Source organism: Shinella sp. S4-D37 (assembly GCF_040812195.1).
GTDB lineage: Bacteria > Pseudomonadota > Alphaproteobacteria > Rhizobiales > Rhizobiaceae > Shinella.
The window spans coordinates 118761-137879 of record NZ_JBFNXL010000003.1; the positions used below are offsets into that span (position 1 = coordinate 118761).

9 protein-coding genes are annotated in these 19119 nt (G+C 69.0%); 4 read left to right on the forward strand and 5 right to left on the reverse strand.

The genetic code is table 11. The features are described 5' to 3' along the window. Positions 1-21 precede the first annotated feature (21 nt). Positions 22-2112, forward strand: a complete 2091-nt coding sequence (locus tag AB3G45_RS04595) for a caspase family protein (protein ID WP_367829462.1) — start codon at positions 22-24, stop codon at positions 2110-2112. Here AB3G45_RS04595 and AB3G45_RS04600 read toward each other — a convergent pair. Together AB3G45_RS04600 and AB3G45_RS04605 are read right to left on the reverse strand one after the other, a co-directional pair. Beyond that, positions 2105-2392, reverse strand: a complete 288-nt coding sequence (locus AB3G45_RS04600; protein WP_367829463.1) for a hypothetical protein — start codon at positions 2390-2392, stop codon at positions 2105-2107. The genes AB3G45_RS04595 and AB3G45_RS04600 overlap by 8 nt on opposite strands. Beyond that, positions 2389-4683 carry an FdhF/YdeP family oxidoreductase gene (locus AB3G45_RS04605; RefSeq protein WP_367829464.1) on the reverse strand — a complete coding sequence of 765 codons (2295 nt, stop codon included), beginning with the start codon at positions 4681-4683 and terminating at the stop codon, positions 2389-2391. Before AB3G45_RS04605 ends, AB3G45_RS04600 begins: the two co-directional genes overlap by 4 nt. A gap of 257 nt (positions 4684-4940) precedes the next feature. Between AB3G45_RS04605 and AB3G45_RS04610 the strand changes: the two genes are divergently transcribed. Continuing rightward, entirely contained in the window at positions 4941-11729 is a 6789-nt protein-coding gene (locus tag AB3G45_RS04610) for a beta strand repeat-containing protein (protein ID WP_367829465.1), read from the forward strand. 98 nt (positions 11730-11827) lie between these two features. On the opposite strand, the gene AB3G45_RS04615 is transcribed toward AB3G45_RS04610, so the two are convergent. From AB3G45_RS04615 to AB3G45_RS04625, 3 genes are read right to left on the reverse strand one after another with little or no spacing between them, the layout of a single operon-like run. Beyond that, positions 11828-13516: a glycerol-3-phosphate dehydrogenase/oxidase gene (locus AB3G45_RS04615; RefSeq protein WP_367829850.1), complete on the reverse strand. Its 1689-nt coding sequence runs from the start codon at positions 13514-13516 to the stop codon at positions 11828-11830. Between the two features lie 38 nt (positions 13517-13554). Further along, the gene (locus tag AB3G45_RS04620) at positions 13555-14331 is read right to left on the reverse strand and encodes a DeoR/GlpR family DNA-binding transcription regulator (protein WP_367829466.1); all 777 of its coding nucleotides are present in this window, start codon (positions 14329-14331) and stop codon (positions 13555-13557) included. Further along, positions 14328-15872, reverse strand: a complete 1545-nt coding sequence (locus AB3G45_RS04625; RefSeq protein ID WP_367829467.1) for an FGGY-family carbohydrate kinase — start codon at positions 15870-15872, stop codon at positions 14328-14330. The genes AB3G45_RS04620 and AB3G45_RS04625 overlap by 4 nt, the downstream gene beginning before the upstream one ends. A gap of 178 nt (positions 15873-16050) precedes the next feature. Between AB3G45_RS04625 and AB3G45_RS04630 the strand changes: the two genes are divergently transcribed. Continuing rightward, on the forward strand, positions 16051-17160 hold the full coding sequence (locus AB3G45_RS04630) for a hypothetical protein (RefSeq protein WP_367829851.1): 1110 nt from the start codon (positions 16051-16053) through the stop codon (positions 17158-17160). A gap of 4 nt (positions 17161-17164) precedes the next feature. Then, entirely contained in the window at positions 17165-19117 is a 1953-nt protein-coding gene (gene asnB / locus AB3G45_RS04635) for an asparagine synthase (glutamine-hydrolyzing) (RefSeq protein ID WP_367829468.1), read from the forward strand. The last annotated feature ends 2 nt before the right edge of the window (positions 19118-19119 follow it).

The window sequence follows — 19119 nt, forward strand, 5'->3', positions numbered from 1 at the left end:
CTTCATGGGGTGGCGATGCTCATGCAAAGATTGTTCCTCTTCCTCGCGTTTCTTCTTTCGACGACGACCGCGGCCTTCGCCGCCGGGAACGACCGCGTCGCGCTGGTGATCGGCAACGGCAAATATGCCGATCTTCCGCACCTGCCCAATGCGCAGAGCGATGCGAAGCTGATGGAGAAGGCGCTTTCCACCGCGGGCTTCAAGATCGTCTCGGTCATCGACGGCGACCGCCAGCAGATGGTCCGCGCGCTCAAAAGCCTCACGGAGGCGCTGACGCCGGAAACCAATGTCGTCGTCTACTATGCCGGCCACGGCATCCAGTTCGCCGACGAAAACTACCTGATCCCGACGGACAGCCAGCTCACCGCCTCCTCCGACCTGCCGCTAGAGGCTTTCAGCCTGAAGATGATCACCGAGCAGATCGAGCGGGCCGGACCGCGCATCGCCGTGTTCATCGTCGATGCCTGTCGCAACAATCCCCTGGAGACGACCCGCTCGGCGGGCGCGGCGGCCAATGACGGCGCCACGCGCGGCCTTGCGCGCGCCACCGGCCCGCTCGGCACCTTCATCGCCTTCGCCACGGCGCCGGGCAAGGTGGCAACGGACGGCACGAAGGGCAACAGCCCCTTCACCCGCGCGCTCGCCGACTTCATCACCGCGCCGGGCCTGCCCATCGAGCAGGTCTTCAAGCGGGTGCGCGAGCGGGTGGTCGAGGAGACCGGCGGCGAGCAGGTGCCGTGGGACAATTCCTCGCTGACCAAGGACTTCTTCTTCACCGACGCCCTGCCGGACGTGCCGAAATTCTCCGCGGAAGCGACGAAGGACGCCGAAGCCTGGCAGGCCGCTTCCGACGGCGACACGGCCGCAAGCTACCAGACCTACCTTACGGCCTTCCCGCAGGGCCTCTTCACCGACATCGCCGAGATGCGCGTCGCGGCGCTTACGGCGGCAAGCGAGCCGAAGGAGGAAGAGCAGCAGGAAGTGGCGGCCCTGCCGGTCGACCGCAGCATCAACGCCGCCGAGGATCTCCTGATGTGGAACCGCATCCAGGCCAACGGCACCGCGGCCCAGTATCGCGGCTATCTGGAAAGATTCCCCGAGGGCGTCTTCGCCAAGCTCGCCCGCCTGCGGCTGGAGGATGCGACGAAGGGTTCGGACGAGACCGTGCCGGCGATCTCCGGCCGCGTCACGGCGAATTACGAGGAGTTCGCCCAGAACCCGCTCTATCCCGAGATCACCGATTGCGACCGCGAGGCCGGCCATGTGCAGGAGATCGCCGATCCCGCCGTCGGCGTCTATTTCAAGCAGATCAGGCCGGAAACGGCGGTGCCGGCCTGCCTGGCGGCGCTCAGGCAATTTCCCGACAGCCTGCGCATCCTGATGAATTACGGCCGCGCCATCGATGCCGCCGGCCGGCATGACGAGGCGCGGGAAATCTACCGTACCGGCGCGGATGCCGGCTTTCCGATCGCCTACCGCTCGCTGGGCGACGTCTATCGCGACGGCCGCGGCATCGAGAAGAACCTGACGGAAGCCCGCTACTGGTATGTGCTGGGAGCCGCCAAGAAAAACGTCTTCGCCGAATTCAACCTTGCCCTCATCTACGAGAACGGCCTCGGCGTGACGGCCGATCCGCAGAAGGCGGCCTATTGGCTCTGGCGGTCGGCCAAGCAGGGTTTCGCGCCGGCCATGGAGAAGCTCTCCGCCTACTATCTCGAGGGCAAGGCCGTGCCGAAGGATGCCGCCCAGGCCGAGACCCTGCTGACGGGCGCGGCGGAAATGGGCCATATCTACGCCGAGCTGAGGCTCGGCGATCTCTATCTCGACGGCAGCGCCCTTGCCAAGAACCCCGCCGCGGGCGCGGAATGGGTCGGCAAGGCCGCCCAGCAGGGCTACAACGAGGCGCAGTTCCGCCTCGCCACGCTCTATCTCGACGGCATCGGCCTCAGGAAGGATGCCGGCCAGGCGCTCGACTGGTTCACGCTGGCGAAGGCCAACGGCGTCGAGCGGGCGGGCGAGATGGTGGCGACGCTCGGCGAAAAGCTCGGCGGCAAGGCCGTGAAGAAGGCCGAAAAATTCGCCGCCGACTTCCAGCCGGTCGCCGTCAAGTAGGCCTGCCGGAGGAGGCAAGGGAATAGCGGGTGCGCATCGTACGCGCGTCCCGCCCGTCGATGCGGATCGTCGCGCCGCGTTCGGCCAGCGCGTTCAACTCCCGCAGCACGACGGCATGGGCAAGGCCGAGGCGGCGGGCGAAGGTCCGGCTGTCGTTCGCCACGCCCGTGCGTGCGGCCGCGACGAGGGCGGCCTGGATGCCCGACAACCGCGGATCCTCGGCCTGCAGGCGGGCGACGAGCGCCAGGAAATCCCCGGCCTCGTCGGCCTCGCCGCTCACGCGGCCTCGCGCTTGCGGAAGGCGACCATGATCGACTTGGAGGTCGGCGTGTCGCTTTCCTCCCCGGCGCTGGAGAGCGGCACCAGCACGTTCAGTTCCGGATAATAGCCGGCGATGCTGCCGCGCGGCACGTCGTAGGGCACGAAGCGGAAGTCGCGCGCCACGCGCTCGATTCCATCGTCATGGATGCCGACCACGTCCACCCGGTCGCCGGCCTCGGCCTCCATCATCTTCAGGTCCTCCGGATGGATGAAGATGACCTGCCGTTCGCCGTAGACGCCGCGGTAGCGGTCGTCGAGCCCGTAGACGGTCGTGTTGTACTGGTCGTGCGAGCGGAAGGTCTGCAGCGCGAAACGCCCGCCGGCCTTGCGCGCCCGCTGATGCACGGTCTCCTCCGGCAGCGGGCCGCAGAAGAAGGAGGCCTTGCCGGCCGGCGTATCCCATTCCCGGTGCGAGGCCGCGTTGCGCAGGAGGAAGCCGCGCGGCTTGCGCAGGCGCGTGTTGTAGTCCGCAAAGCCCGGGATGGTCGCCGCGATATGGTCGCGGATACGGTCGTAGTTTTCGGCAAGCGCGCTCCAGCGCACGACGCCGTTGCCGACCGTCGCCGCAGCGATGCCGGCGATGATCGCCACTTCCGATTTCAGGTGCGGCGAGGCGGGCCGGTTGATGCCGGCCGAGCCGTGCACCATGCTCATCGAATCCTCGACGCTGATCAGCTGGGAATTGCCGTCGGGCGCAAGGTCCATTTCCGTGCGGCCGAGGCAGGGCAGGATGAAGGACACCTCGCCCGGCATCAGGTGCGAATGGTTGGGTTTCGTGGCAATGTTCACCGTCAATCTCAGGCGGCGCAGCGCCGTCTCCACCAGCGCGCTATCGGGTGTCGCGCGGGCGAAATTGCCGCCGAGGCCGATGAAGGCTTCCGCCGAACCGTCCAGCATGGCGCCGATCGCCGACAGCACATTGTGCCCGTGCCGGCGCGGCGGGGAAAAGCCGAACTCCCGCTCCAGCGCATCGAGGAACGCCTCCGGCGGCTTTTCGTTGATGCCGACCGTGCGGTCGCCCTCCACGTTGGAATGGCCGCGCACCGGGCAGAGGCCCGCCCCCGGCCGGCCGATATTGCCGCGCAGGAACATGAAGCTGGCAATCTCGCGGATCGTCGCGACGGAATGCACATGCTGCGTGACGCCCATCGCCCAGGTGCAGATGACGCGCTCGGCCTGGATATAGACCGCCGCCGCCCGCTCGATCTCGGCCCGCGTCAGGCCGGACTGGTCCTCGATCTTATCCCAGCCGGTCGCCTCGACCGCCGCGCGGTAGGCGGCGAAATCCACGCAATGTTCGGCAAGGAAAGCATGGTCGAGAACGAGGGGAAGGCCGGCGGCCACCGCCGCATCCTCGGCCGCCAGCACCGCCTTCGCCATGCCGCGCACGGCCGCCATGTCGCCGCCGAGCTGCGGCTGGAAATAGTGGCTGGCAATGTCGGTGGAGCCACCGCGCAGCATCTCGATCTTGTCCTGCGGATCGGAGAACCGCTCAAGGCCACGCTCGCGGATCGGGTTGAAGACGACGACGCGCGCGCCGCGCAGTGCCGCCCGGCGCAGGTCGCCCAGCATGCGCGGATGGTTGGTGCCGGGGTTCTGGCCGATGACGAAGATCGCATCCGCTGCCTCGAAGTCCGCGAGCAGCACCGTGCCCTTGCCCACGCCGATGGCCTGGCGCAGCGCCACGCCGCTCGCCTCGTGGCACATGTTCGAGCAATCGGGAAAATTGTTCGTGCCGTAAAGGCGCACGAAGAGCTGGTAGAGATAGGCCGCCTCGTTGCTGGCACGACCGGAGGTGTAGAACTCCGCGCGATCGGGATTGTCGAGGCTCTTCAGGAGGTTGCCGATTTCCGTGAAAGCATCGTCCCAGGCGACCGGCAGGTAGCGGTCGCTCGACGCGTCATAGCGCATCGGATGGGTGAGGCGGCCGTGCAGCTCAAGCTCGTAGTCGGTGAGCTTGCGCAGCTCCGAGACCGTATGGGCGGCGAAGAAGGCGGGCGAGGCGCGCTTTTCCGTCGCCTCCCAGGCGACCGCCTTCACGCCGTTCTCGCAGAACTCGAAGGAGGAGCCGTGCTCGGGGTCGCCCCAGGCGCAGCCCGGGCAATCGAACCCGTCCGGCTGGTTCGCCTTCAGCATGGTCATGGCGCCGGACAGCGGCGTGCCGCTTTCCAGCAGTCGCTTGCCACAGCTCTTCAACGCCCCCCAGCCGCCGGCCGCGGAGGACTTCTTTCCGATAAAACGTGTATCCATAAGTCAGGTATTTGCCATTCGTCAGGATTGATCAAGGGGCCAGTTCGAATGGCTTGATAGGAAAAGCCTATGAAAAGCCGGCACAGGCAGCCCGACCTGCCGGTTTCATCCGGTAAAATCCCGCGCAACCCGCGGAAATCCCGGCCTTCCGGCGCGCAACCTTCAGGTACAGGTTCAGGCAAGCTCACCGCTGTATCGAAAATCAGCCGAAAGGTGTCTTTGCCGCTTGCACGATTCCATAATTTAGGACTTTGCCCATGACGTCCATCGTATCCTCCCTGAGCATCGCCCAGATCAAGCAGCTCTCCACGTCGGCCATTTCGGCCTGGACGACGGAGGATGTCGCATCGCTCTCCACCAGCCAGATCAACGCCTTTTCCTCCAGGCAGATCGCGGCCTTGGAAGTGGAGGACATCGAGGTCCTCGACACCCGGCAACTGAGCGCCATCTCGCAGAACGCCATCATCGGCCTGTCGCTGGACCAGATCGGCGCGCTCGACAAATACGCCATCGAAAGCCTGGCGCCGCTGCAGGTCGCCGCCCTCACCGCGACCCAGGTGAAGGGCCTGTCGTCGGACCAGGCGGAGGCGCTGACGGCCCTGCAGGTCAGCATGCTGAGCGCCGCGCAGCTTGCCGCCCTCGACCCGGTGGACATCGCCACCTTCTCCACCGAAGACATGGCGGCCATCAGCTACAAGGCCGTACAGCTTCTGCGCACCGCGGCCATCGCCGCGCTTTCCCCCGAACAGATCGCCGCGATGACGCCGGTCGCCGTCGCGGGCTTCACCCCGGCCCAGACCACGTCGCTGACCCCGGAACAGATCGCGGCGATGACGACCGCGCAGATCGCCCTCCTGAAGCCGACGCAGATCGCCACGCTCAGCGTCGCGGCGATCGCCGTCTTCAGCGAGGCCCAGATCGCCGCGCTCAGCTCCAGCGCCGTGACCGGCCTCAGGGACACGCAGATCAACGCCATGACCGCCGCGCAGATCGAGGCGCTGACGCCGACGCAGGTCCGCGCGCTCAGCGGCCAGCAGCTCAATGCCATGGGGTCGCCGGGCCTTGCCACCTTCTCCAGCGAGGACATGGCCGCGATCTCCAGCCGCGCGATCTCCGGCCTGCGCATGGGCATGATCGGAGCGCTTACGGCCGACCAGATCAGGGCCCTCAGCCCGTCCGCGATCCAGTCCCTGACGGTGATGCAGATCAACGCCCTCAGCCCTGACCAGATCGGCCTCCTCTCGTCCGATCAGGTGCGGGGGATGAACATGGCACAGGTCGGGGCGCTCGGCGCCGACGACATCGAGGCGCTGTCCGGCGACGTCCTTGCCGCTATCAACACCATCGCCTTCAAGGGGCTCAACAGCACCGCCCTCGCCGCCCTTTCTCAGGCGCAGATCGAGGCGCTCTCGACGGGGCAGATCAACGCGCTCTCCGCACGGCAGGTCGCCGCACTGGGCACCGACGGCATCGCGCGGCTCTCCCCGCTCCAGATCGCCGCCCTCAGCAGCACCGCCGTCCCGGGGCTGACCACCGCGCAGATCGCCGCCCTCGACTTCAACCAGATCGGGGCCTTCTCGCCCGTGCAGGCAAAGGCCCTCACCGCCGCGCAGATCTCTGCCCTGGAGGCCGACGACCTCGCGGCCTTCCCGGCGGCCAACATCGCCGCCCTTTCGGCAAGCGCGCTGTCGGGCCTCACCGCCGACGGCATCGCCGGCCTCTCCACCGCCCAGATCGCCGCGTTCAACGTGAAGTCGATCCCCGGCCTGACGACGCAGCAGATCGCCGCCCTCGACGCCGAGCAGGCCGAGGCGTTCACCATCGCGCAGGTCAAGGTGTTGACGGCCCGGCAGGCCACCGCCCTTTCCCCCGAGGCGCTGCAAGCCTTCACGACCGCCGAAATCGCCGTCCTCTCGGCAAGTGCGCTCTCCAACCTCGGCAGCGATGCCATCGCCGGCCTCTCCCCCGAGCAGATCGCGGCACTGACCACCGCGCAGGTCGCGGCACTCAAGTCCACACAGCTTGCCGCGCTCACCACACAACAGGTCGAGGCCTTCATCCCCAGTCAGGTCCGCGCGATGAGCGCCCACCAGTTCGTCGCGTTCGGGCCGGACGCGATCGCCACATTCTCGACCGAGGACATCGCGGCGATCACCAATCGCGGCATTTCCGGCCTCGGCACCGCCGTCATCGCGAACCTGTCCACCGCGCAGGTCGCCGCCCTCACCGGCAACGCGCTCGGCAGCCTGACGGGCGCGCAGGTCCGCGCCCTCCTCGCAGAGCAGTTCGAGACCCTGTCCACGGCCCAGATCGCCGCGTTCGGCGCGACGCAGGTCGCCGCGCTCGGTCCCGAGGACGTGATGGCGCTCACGGAAGAGCAGATCGCCGCCATCAATGCCAATGCCATATCCGGGCTCGGCAGCGACGCCATCGCCGCGCTCTCCGCCGACCAGATCGCGGCCATCGGCACCAGCGCCATCACCGGCCTGAAACCCGTGCAGATCGCCGCCCTTTCCCCCAAGCAGGTCGAGGCCCTCTCCCCCGCGCAGGTCCGCGTGCTCAGCGCCCAGCAGATCGCCGCCCTCGGCCCGGACGACCTTGCCACCTTCTCCGAAGAGGACATGGCGGCGATCAGCGTCAGGGCCATGCAGGGCATCACGTCCGACGCCTTCACCGGGCTTTCCGACGAGCAGGTCCGTGCGCTCTCCACCACACAGATCGCCGGCCTCACCGCCCGGCAGTCCGCCAGCCTGGACGGCGCCTTCCTCGCCGCGCTCACCACCGACCAGGTCGCGGCGCTTGGCGCCGGTGTCATCGCGAGCCTGACGCCCGACCAGATCGATGCGCTGAGCACGGCGCAGATCGAGGCGTTCACGCCGACGCAGGTCAAGGCGCTGACCGCCGCCCAGCTTTCCGCGCTGACCGCGGAGGACATCGCGACCTTCTCGAGCGCGGACCTCGCGGCCATCAGCAGCAGGGCCATTTTCGGGCTCAACGCCGACGCCCTGTCCAGTCTTTCAACCAGCCGGATCGCCCTTCTCGCCCGCGAGGCGATCCCGGGCATGAGCACGCTGCAGATCGAGGCCCTGTCCCCCGACCAGATCGCGGCGTTCACCACGGCGCAGATCGCCAGCCTCAACTCCGCCCATGCCGGGGCCCTCGAGGCGGAAGACATCCGCGCGCTTTCCACCGCCCAGGTCGCGGCCCTCACCTTCAAGGCCCTTTCCGGCCTTGGCGCGGGCGCCATCGCGGCGCTGTCCTTTGACCAGATCGCCGCGCTCAGCACGAGCAGCATGACGGGCCTGACCAGCAGCCAGCTCGAAGCGCTGACCGCCGAGCAGGTGAGCCAGCTTTCCACCGGCCAGCTCCGGGCGCTCAATGCCGCGCAGCTCGGCGGCCTGGCCGAAGATATCGGGGGGCTTTCCACCGCGCAGATCGTCAGCCTCAACCCGGCCTCGATCGGCGGCCTCACCACAGACCAGATGGCCGCTCTCACCTCCGACCAGATCGCGGCCCTGACGGCCGGCCAGATCGCCGCCCTCAATGCCGGGCAGGTCGGCGCGCTGCGCGCTTCGGACGTCGCGGCGCTGACGACGGCGCAGATCAATGCGCTGAGCAGCGTGGGCATTTCCGGCCTGACCGCAGGCCAGGTCGCCGCCCTCACCACGGCCCAGATCAACACCCTCAGCAACCGCCAGATGGCCGCGCTCTCCTCCGAGCAGATCGCCGCGCTCGGAACCGACAACGTGGCCGCGCTCACCACCGCGCAGATCGCCGCCCTCAGTGCCGGCGGCATTGCCGGCTTCACCTCGCAGCAGCTCGCCATCCTTTCCACCGCCCAGGCCGAGGCGCTGACCAGCGCGCAGGTCGCCGCCCTCAAGGCCGAACAGATCAGCGAACTCGGCACCGACGACATCGCCACCTTCTCGACGAAGGATATCGGCATGATCAGCGCCGCCGCCATTGCCGGCCTGTCGCCGGCCGCGATCGCCGCGCTTTCCACCGCGCAGGTCGCCGCCTTCAGCACCGCCGCCATCGGCGCGATGAGCGCCCAGCAGCTCGCCGCGCTTTCCACCGCGCAGGCCGAGGCTTTGACCAGCCAGCAGGTTGCCGCCCTCGGTTCCACCCAGCTCGGCGCGCTCGGCGCCGACGATCTCGCCACCTTCTCCACCCGGGACATCGCCGCCATCGGCTCCGGCGCCATTGCGGGCCTGTCCTCCGAAACGCTCGCGGCCCTGTCGACCGCCCAGATCGCCGCCCTCAGCGCCGCCGGCATCGGCGGCATGACGGCGCGGCAATTCGAAGCGCTCAGCGTCGCCCAGGCCGAAGCGCTGACCAGCACCCAGATAAGCGCGATGAGCGCGACGCAGCTTGCCGCATTCGGCACCGACGATATCGCCACCTTCTCGACGCGCGAGATCGCCGCGATAAGCGCGGATGCGGTCTCCGGCCTTTCGACGGCCGTGATCGCCAACCTCTCGACAGCGCAGGTCGCAACCCTCTCGACCGCCGCCATCGGCGGCCTCTCCACCCGGCAGATCCAGGCCTTCACCAGCGGGCAGCTCGACGCCCTGTCGCCCGCCCAGGTCCGCGCGCTCGATGCCCGGCAGATCGCGACGCTCGGCACGGAGTACATCGCCACGCTTTCGACCGCGCAGATCGCGGCACTCAGCACGACCGCCATCGCAGGTCTCTCCCCCGAGCAGATCGGAGCGCTTTCCACCGCCCAGGCCGAAGCGCTGACCACCGGCCAGGTCGCCGCCCTTTCCTCGCGCCAGATCGCCGCCCTCGATCTCGACGACCTCGACACCTTCTCCATCGCCGACATGGCGGCCATCAGTTCCGGCGCCATGTCGGGCCTATCGACCAGCATGCTGGCCTCGCTGACGACGAGCCAGATCGCCGCGCTCGGCCCGGCCGGCCTTGCCGGCATGACGAGCGCCCAGATCGCCGCGCTCTCCACCGGCCAGGTCGGCGCGCTCACCACGAGCCAGCTTGCCGCCCTCGGCTCCCGGCAGACCGCGGCACTCGGCACGGACGATATCGCCGCCCTCTCGCCGGCGCAGATCGCCGCCCTCGGTTCGACCGGTATTTCCGGCCTCACCACGGACCACATCGCCGCCCTTTCCACCGGGCAGGCCGAGGCGCTCACCAGCGGCCAGATCGCCGCGCTGAGCTCCAGCCAGGTCGCCGCGTTCAGCGCCGACACGATGGGCACCTTCACCACCGCCGAAATGGGCGCGATCACGTCCGATGCGCTCTCCGGCCTGTCGCCGGCGGTCGTTGCCAGCCTGACGACGGCACAGATCGCCGCGCTGAACGGCGCGGGCCTGACATCCACGCAGATCGACGCCCTTCGCAGCGACCAGCTGGAGGCGCTGACCAAGACCCAGCTCGCCGCCTTCGGCTCGGCGCAGATCGGCGCGCTCGGCACGGATGACATCGCCCTGCTCTCGACCGAGCAGATCGCCGCCCTCGGCACCGCCGGCATCGCGGCCCTGTCCACCGCGCAGGTCGCCGCGCTTTCCACCAGCCAGGCGGAGGCCCTGACCACCAAGCAGGTCGCCGCGCTGAATTCGCAGCAGATCGCCGCGCTTGCAGCCGAGGACCTGGAACTGTTCTCGCCCGCCGATCTCGCCGCGATCACGTCGCGGGCCATGTCGGGCCTGTCGACGGCGATGCTCGCCGCGCTCAGCCCCGAGCAGATCGCCGCCTTCAGCCCGTCCGGCATTTCCGGCCTGTCGAGCGAACAGATCGGCGCGCTGACCGCCGACCAGATCGAGGCGCTCACCACCGCCCAGGTCGGCGCGCTGAGTTCGCAGCAGATCGCCGCGCTCGATGCGGGCGATATCGCGCTGTTCTCGACGGCCGACATGGCGGCGATCGGCTCCAGCGCGATCGCCGGCCTGTCGCCGGCAGTGCTCGCCGGCTTCTCGACCAGCCAGATCGCCGCCCTCAGCAGCGCCGCCATAGGCGGGCTCACCACCAGCCAGGTCGCCGCCCTCACGTCCACGCAGGTCGCCGGGCTCTCCAACCAGCAACTCGGCGCGCTCAGCTCCAGGCAGGTGGCCGCTCTCGATGCCGTCGACGTCACCGCGCTGACGCCCGCCCAGATCGCGGCGCTGGGCACGGACGGGATTGCCGGCCTCACCAGCGCGCAGACCGCCGGCCTGACGCTGGAGCAGGTCGAAGGGCTCACCACGACCCAGATCGCCGCCCTCGGCTCGTCGGCCCTTGCCGGCCTGTCGACGGAGGCCCTCGACACGTTCTCGACCGCCAAGCTGGCGGCCATCAGCGCCGGCGCCATCAAGGGCCTGCCGCCGGCCTACATGGCGACGCTCTCCGAAGGCGAGATCGCCGCGCTCGGCACGGCCGCGATCGCCGGCCTCAGCAGCGCCCAGATCGCCGCGCTCAGCACCGCGCAGGTGGAGGCCTTCTCGCTCGACCAGATCGGCGCGCTGAGCCTGCCGGGCATTGCCGGCCTCACCTCCGCGCAGATGCAGACGATCTCCAGCGAGGAGCTGGCGGCCATCGGCACGGCGGCCATCCGCGGCCTTTCGAGCGACACGGTCGGCGCGCTGTCGACCGGGTCGATCGCCGCCCTGTCGACGGCCCAGGTCGCCGCCCTCACCTACGGCCAGATGTCGGCGCTCGGCCCCCAGCAGGTCGGCGCGCTGTCGTCCGACCAGATCGGCGCGCTGACGGCGACGCAGGCCGCAGCCCTCGGTGCCGACGACCTCGCCACCTTCTCGGCCGAGGATATCATCTCGCTGGGTTCGAGCGCGATCTCCGGCCTCAGCACGGCGACGCTCGCCGGCCTTTCCAGCGAGCAGGCCGCCGCCTTCACGCCCGGCCAGCTTGCCTCCATGACCTCGTCGCAGATCGCCGCCCTGCCGCAGGCCGGCGGTGCGGGCACGCAGAGCTTCGCCTTCTCCGCCACAAGCGACGAGCCGGTGGCGGAAGACACCGGGACGAGCGAGCCGCAGACCGCGGGCGACGAACAATCCGAGATCGCCTCGATCATCTCGTCCTACCTCTCGATCTGACCCATCAGCGGAACCTGAAAACGCAAATCGCCCCAGCAAGCCGGGGCGATTTGCGTTTCGCCTGTCGCTTCGCGCGAAAGGCCAGCGATTGTCGGCGGTCACGCCAGGTCCACTCCATGGAAGGTCTTCAGCCGCGTGCGGACGGCGGCGACCTCATCGGCGCGGCGGGTCTCGTCCCAGCCGAGCGTGCCGCCCGCCTGGAGGGCGAGCGCATCGACCAGCCGCGCCGTCAGGCGGCCGGTCACGGCCAGCGTCGTGCGGCGGAAGGCGAGGTCCGAAAGCGCGCCGACCTGCTCGTGGCGCAGCACATAGTCCACCTCGCCGGCGCTGTAGTCCGGCGCGTCGGGAAGCGGCGCGTCGGCCGGAAAGGCCGCGACATGCGCCGCGACGATCTGCGCCGTCGTGCCGTAGCGGGCAAGCAGCTCCCCGATGCGTTCCGGCGCAAGTCCGGTCCTTTGCGCAAGGCCGGCGATCCAGGCGTCTTTCTCCGCTCCGCTCGCCGGAAAGCCGCGCCCGCCGCCGATGGGAAGGCCGCGGGTGGAGACCTTGCGGGGCACGGCAAGGCGCTTCAGCAGCATGTCGGCCACCTCTTCCGCATAGCCGCGAAAGGTCGTCCACTTGCCGCCGACGAGCGAATAGACCGGATAGGGCCGTCCCGCGACGGGTTCGAGAACCGGTGTCGCGTGGTCGCGGGTGATGAGACCCGGATCCTTCGCGTCCGAGGCCGGCAGGGGGCGGATGCCGCTATAGACATAGACGATCTGGTCGCGGGAGAAGCGGAGCTTCGGCAGGAGCTTGCGCAAGCTCTCAAGGAGATATTCCACCTCGTCCGGCTCGCAGCGCACAGTATCGGGATTGGCCGCCTTGATATCGGTGGAGCCGGCAAGGGCGCGGCCGAGATAGTCGAAGACCAGGCAGATGCGCCCGTCGTCCGCCTCGAAATAGATCATCCGCCCCTTCAGCTCCTTCAGGAGGTCCGGATGGTCGAGCAGGATATGCGAGCCCTTGGTGCCGCCGATCATGCGCGAGGGCTCGCCGAGGATGGCATTGACCTCGTCGATCCAGGGACCGGCCGCGTTGACGACGATCTTGGGGCGCACGGTCGCCGCGGCATCCCCGGCGAGGCTCCTCACCGTCAGGGCTCCGTCGTCGGCGCGCTCCAGCCGGACATGGTTGAGCGCCGCTGACCGCGGGCTGTCGGCAAGGCCGTCGCGCACGAGTTCGAGGATCAGCCGCTCGGGATGGGTGACGGTGGCGTCGTAATAGGTGCCCGTCGCCACGATATCGGGCGTCAGCGCCGGCAGGCCGCGCAGCGAGGCCGCGCGGCCTGCCGTCGAATGGCGCGGCATGACGCGGTGGCGCGCGCCGTAGAAGTCGTAGAGCATCAGGCCGATCTTGACGAGCAGCGCGCCGCGGTTGCGCGGGGCGCTCTTCGAGCCGAACAGCGTACGCAAAGCCGCGCCGATGCCCTTCGTCCAGGAGAAGATCGGGATCAGCGTCGGCAGCGGCTTGACGTAATGCGGCGCATTGGCGAGCAGGAGGTTGCGCTCCAGCGTCGATTGCGCGACGAGGCGGAACTCCCCCGTCTCCAGATATTTCAATCCGCCATGGATGAGGCGGGAGGGCGCCGCGCTGGTGCCGGCGGCGTAATCGTTCTTCTCGACCAGCAGGCAGTCGAGCCCCTGGGCCGTCAGGTCGCGGAAAAGCCCCGTGCCGTTGACGCCCGCCCCCACGATGAGCACGTCGAGCGCGCCGCGCGCCTCCATCGCCGCCATTCGTTCGCCCATGCCGCCGGGAAAGGCGGCGGCGCCTGCCGCGTTCGCATTCATGTCTTCCTGCCCGCTTTCACGATTTGAAGTTTGACGCCGGCCTCTTTCAGCCGCGCCCTCACCGCCTCATCGACGCGGTCCGTCGTCAGCACCACGTCGAAGGCGGCAAGGTCGCTGAGGACATTGAGGGCGACCTTGCCGAATTTCGAGGAATCGACGAGCAGGATCTTGCGGCGCGACGAAGCCATCATCGCCTGCTTGACCTTGGTGACCTGCGCGTCCTGGATGAAGGCCGTGCCGCCGTCGATGGCCGAGGCGGAACAGAAGAGGACGTTTGCCCGAAGGCTCGCCACCGCCTTCTCGCAGGTGATGCCGATATAGGCATTGTAGGTGCGGTGGTATTTGCCGCCGAGGCTGATCAGCTCCACCTCCTCGGCCTCGATCAGCTTGCCGGCCGAGACGTAGCTGTTGGTGATGACGGTGAGCGGGCGGGCCTCCGGCAGGAGGTCCGCCAGCGCGCAGGCCGTCGAGGAATCGTCCAGCATCACCGCCTGCCCGGCCTCGACATAGGCCATGGCGGCGCGGGCGAGCGCCACCTTCTCCGCCTTGCCGATCGTCTCGCGGTAGCGGAACGTGCTCTCGTAGAGGCCGGAGGGCTGGACGGTGACCATGCCGTGCAGCTTGCGCAGCACGCCCTGCCCGGCAAGCGCGTCGATGTGCCGGTGGATGGTCATGCGCGAGACGCCGAAATGCTCGACCAGATCCTCGATACGCGCCTGGCCCGCCCGCATGATATAGTCGGCGATCTCCTCGCGCCGTGCTTCCGCCTTCATCCGTCCACGCCCCTCGACCGTCCTGCGAGATCCTCGATGGCCCGCCAGTGGGGCGCCATCCCGTCCGCAAGCTGTCTATAGAGATCGTAGCGCGCGGCAAGCTGCGCGCTGCGCGCCGCATCCGGCCGGTAGGAGCGCAGGATGCGGGTCGTCGCGGCCGCGCCGGCCTCAGGGCTCGCATGGAGCCCGACCGCGGCGCCGGCGACGAGCGCCGCCCCCCAGGCGGCCGCCTCGTCGGCGGAGGAGACGTCGACGGCAAGACCCGTCGCATCGGCGAACATCTGCGCCAGGACCGGGCTGCGCGCGCCGCCGCCGCTGATGCGCAGGCGCTCCGCCGGCACGCGCGACAGGAGATCGTCGATATGGAGCTTGTGGTTGAAGACGATGCCCTCCAGCACGGCCTTCAGGAGGTCGCCCCGCTGGTGCCAGCCGTGCACGCCGAAGAAGCCGGCGCTCGCGCCGCTGCCGAAGGGCGAGCCGAAGAGGAACGGGTGGAAGACGATGTCCGACGGCTTTTCCAGCGCCTGGTCGAGCTCCGGCCGCAGCAGCGTGTGGATGTCCGTCCCCTCGCGCTCGGCCTTTTGGGCGAGGTCGCGGCAGAAATTGTCGAGGAACCAGTCGTAGTTCGCGGTGGAAGCCGGGGAGATGGCCATGGAATTCCACCAGCCCGCGCGGATGCCGTTGCGGCAGAACCAGCGCGGATCGGTCATCGGCTCCTCGGTGACCAGCTCGTTGATCGAATAGGTGCCCGCGACGACGGCAAGCAGGCCCGGCGCATGGCCGCCGATGCCGAGCGCCGAGGCCGTCACGTCGTGCAGCCCCGCGGCGACGGGCGTGCCCTCGATGAGGCCGGTCGCGGCCGCTGCATCCCGCGTTACCGTACCGACGATCTCGTCGGGCCTTGCGACCGGCGGCAGCGCCGGCCAGAGGTCGCCGAGGCCGAAGACCTCCAGCGCCGCCTTGTCGAAGGCCTGCGTGCGCACATTGGTGAAGCTCGTGCTGGCCTCGGTGAGGTCGGTGCCGACGACGCCGGTCAGGCAGAAACGCAGCCAGTCCTTGCAGGCAAGGACATGGCCGATGGCACGGAAACGCTCCGGCTCGTGCTGCCGGATATGGGCGAGGAGGGCGGAGGGCGCGGAAGCATGGGCGCTCTGGCCGGTCAGGTCCAGCGCGCGCTGCGCCACGCCGTCCTTCTCCCAGGCCTCGACGGTCGCGCCGGCACGGCTGTCGAGCGAGAGGATGCCGGCGCCGAGCGGGCGCCTGTCGCGGTCGAGCAGGTAGAGGCCGTCGCCATGGGCGGTCGCCGCGACGGCCTTGATGTCGCCCGCCGGCCGGCCGCTCTTGCCGATCGCCTCGCGGATCGCCTCGGCGGTCGCGCTCCACAGGCCCGCCATGTCGCGCTCGACGTGGCGGGGCCTGGGGAAGGACTGCGGCACGCGCCGTCGCGCGACGGCGACCGGCGTGCCGTCCTCCTCGAAGATCACCGCCTTGGTGACCGTCAGGCCGTTGTCGATGCCGAGCAGCAGCGCCCTGGTGTTCATGGATTCTCCTCCGGCCGCGCCGCTTCGTCGAGCGCCACATGTAACGTATATTCATGTTATAATATCGTCAATATATGTTACAAACTTCCCGCACCCTAAAAGCCCTGCCGGTTGCCCTTGACCTTTTCTTCACGCTCCTCGCGTAAGGAGAGCGGCACGAGGAGCGGGTTGGGTGTCGATGTCGAGCGTGCGTTCATTTGAAGCGGGGGATGTGGAGGCGGTCGCGGACCTGTTCCAGCGCCTGCTGCGCAAGGACGCCCGGCCTGCGAACGACGACCTCAAGACCTATCTTCGCACCCTCTTCATCGATTTTCCCGCCGGCGAGCCGGATCTGCGCTCGCGCGTGCATGCGCGCGCGGACGGCAGCGTCTCGGGCTTCCTCGGCGTGCTGCCGATGGCGATGGAATTCGAGGGGCGGCGCCTGAAGGCCGCCAATTGCGGCACCTTCGCCTGCGACGACCGCGACGGCGATCCCTTTGCCGGCGCGCGCCTGTTGCGCGACGTGCTCTCCGGCCCGCAGGACCTCTCCTTCACCGAGACCTCGAACGATGTCTCCACGGACATGTGGCGCTCGATGCGCGCCACCGTGCTCGCCCCCTACAGCCTCGAATGGCTACGCGTGATGAAGCCCGCCGCCTTCGTGCTGGAAGGCGCGGCACGGCGTCTCTCCCCCCTGAAGCTGCTCCGCCCCGTCGCCCGCGCCGCGGACGCGGTCCTTTGCCGACGCGGCGGAAAGCAGAGCTGGTCGCATTATACCCCGCTCGCCGGCAAGGCCGACGCACTCGTCGACACGGCGGTGGACGACGCTGAATTTGCCGATCTGTGCCGGCAGTTCGTCCGCCATTTCCCGCTGCGCCCCGCATGGGACGCGCCCCTGCTGGAAACCATGCTCGGGCATGCCCGGACCAAGGCGCTGCACGGCGAGCGCATCCAGCACGCCGTCAGGACGCGGAGCGGCAGGGCGGTCGGCCTCTATCTCTACTACGGCGATCCCGGCGGCATCGGCCGCACCGTGCAGATCATAGCCGAGCCCGGCCAGGAAGCCGTGGTCATCGACCGCCTGACGCGCAATGCCCATGCCCGCGGCCTCGTCGCCCTTCGCGGGCGCACGCAGCCCGCCCTGCTGCAGGCGATGATCGGCAAGAAATGCGCCTTCCTGCACACGTCCTCGACCATCGTGCATTCGCGCGACCCCGCGCTGCTGGAAGCGATGACGGGTGGCAAGGTGTTTCTCAACGGTCTGGCCGGCGAAGGCTGGACGCGCCTCATCGGCGATCGGTTCGGGTGAGGCCATGTGCGGGATCGCCGGATATTTCGGGGGCAACATCGCGCCGGAGCGGGCAGCCGATCATCTTGGCCGCATGGTCGCCGCACTTCGCCATCGCGGGCCGGACGGAGACGGCATCCTCGTGCGCGGCGATGCGGGCCTTGCCCATACCCGCCTTTCCATCGTCGGCCTTGCCGACGGCGCCCAGCCGATGGTCACAGAGGACGCGGCGCTGGCGCTCACCTTCAACGGCGAGATCTTCAACTATGTGGAATTGCGCGACGACCTTGCGGCGCGCGGCCACAGGTTCCGCACCGCCTCGGACACCGAGGTGCTGCTTACCGCCCTCGCCGAAAAGGGCCCCACCTGCCTGACGGATCTCAACGGCGACTTCGCCTTCGCCCTCCACGATGCCAGGAACCGCCGGCTCGTGCTGGCCCGCGACCGCATGGGCGTGCGCCCGCTGTTTTATACGCAGCACGAGGGCGCGCTGTTCTTCGCCTCCGAGATCGCGGCGCTCATGGCCCTGCCCGGCATGGCGGCCGAGATCGACCCCGTCGCGCTCGACCAGGTCTTCACGCTCTGGTGCCCGATCCCGCCGCGCACCGCCTACCGCAACATCTTCGAAATTCCGCCCGGCCACCTGATGATTGTCGAGGACGGCCGCCAGGAGGTTCGCCCCTGGTGGCAACTCTCCTTCCCCGACCGCGGCGATATCGAGCCCGCCGGCCGGTTCGAAAGCCGGGTGGAGGAACTGCGCGCGCTGCTCGCCGATGCGACGCGCATCCGCCTGCGCGCGGACGTACCCGTCGGCGCCTATCTATCCGGCGGCCTCGATTCCTCGCTCATCACCGCGCTTGCCGCGCGCAGCGTGACGCGGGGCCTTCACACATATTCCCTGACCTTCCGCAGTGCGGAGCATGACGAAAGCGCCTGGCAGCGCCAGATGGCGGCGACGCTCGACGCGACGGCCGACAGCGTCGAATGCAGCGCGGAGGCGATCGCCCGCCACCTGCCGGAGGTGATGGGCCATATCGACCGGCCGATCCTGCGCGCCGCGCCCGTGCCGCTTCACCTCCTCGCCGCAAGAGTGCGAGAGCGCGGCATGAAGGTCGTGCTGACCGGCGAGGGCGCGGACGAGATCTTCGCCGGCTACGACCTCTTCCGCGAGGCCCGCGTCCGGCGCTTCTGCGGCCGGCAGCCGGGCTCCGTCCGCCGCCCCCGCCTCTTCCAGCGGCTCTATCCCTATCTTCCCGGCCTCAAGCAGCAGACGCCGGAATATCTCGCCCGCTTCTTCGCCTTCGGTTCGCAAGCGCTCGACGATCCGCTCTATTCGCACCGCCCGCGCTTCCGCTCCACGGCCGCGGCGAAACTGTTCTTCTCCGCCGGACTCAAGGAAGCGCTCGGCGACTACGACGCCGCCGAGGACCTCGCGGCGCAGTTGCCGGCCGATTTTTCCCGCTGGCACCCGCTGCACCAGGCGCAATATCTCGAAACGACCTTCCTGCTACCGGGCTACATCCTGTCCAGCCAGGGCGACCGGGTGATGATGGCCAATGCCGTCGAGGGCCGCTTCCCCTTCCTCGACCACCGGGTCGTCGCCTTCGCCGCCGGCCTCGCGCCGGATGCCAAGCTGCTCGGCCTGCGGGAAAAGCATATCCTCAAGGAAGCCGCCCGCGGCCTCGTGCCGGCGGCCATCGTCGACCGCCCGAAACAGCCCTACCGCGCGCCGGACAGCGAGAGCTTCGCCGCCCCGCAAACGCCGGCCTATCTCGACACCGTGCTGGCGCCGGAGCGGCTTGCCGAGGGCGGGCTTTTCAACGTCCAGGCCCTCGGCAAGCTGAAGGAGAAGGTCCGCAACGGACAGGTCTCCGGCTTCCGCGACAACGCCGCCTTCATCGGCATCCTGTCGACCGAACTCCTGCGCGGCGCCGCCGCGCGATCCATAGAACCTGCAACCAGCACCGGGATACGCTGACC

Bases quoted from the DNA above. Each gene is read 5' to 3' on its own strand.
- AB3G45_RS04595 (WP_367829462.1), top strand. From the start codon at position 22: ATGCAAAGATTGTTCCTCTTCCTCGCGTTTCTTCTTTCGACGACGACC.
- AB3G45_RS04605 (WP_367829464.1), bottom strand. From the start codon at position 4,683: ATGGATACACGTTTTATCGGAAAGAAGTCCTCCGCGGCCGGCGGCTGG.
- AB3G45_RS04610 (WP_367829465.1), top strand. From the start codon at position 4,941: ATGACGTCCATCGTATCCTCCCTGAGCATCGCCCAGATCAAGCAGCTC.
- AB3G45_RS04615 (WP_367829850.1), bottom strand. From the start codon at position 13,516: ATGGGCGAACGAATGGCGGCGATGGAGGCGCGCGGCGCGCTCGACGTG.
- AB3G45_RS04620 (WP_367829466.1), bottom strand. From the start codon at position 14,331: ATGAAGGCGGAAGCACGGCGCGAGGAGATCGCCGACTATATCATGCGG.
- AB3G45_RS04625 (WP_367829467.1), bottom strand. From the start codon at position 15,872: ATGAACACCAGGGCGCTGCTGCTCGGCATCGACAACGGCCTGACGGTC.
- AB3G45_RS04630 (WP_367829851.1), top strand. From the start codon at position 16,051: ATGTCGAGCGTGCGTTCATTTGAAGCGGGGGATGTGGAGGCGGTCGCG.
- asnB (WP_367829468.1), top strand. From the start codon at position 17,165: ATGTGCGGGATCGCCGGATATTTCGGGGGCAACATCGCGCCGGAGCGG.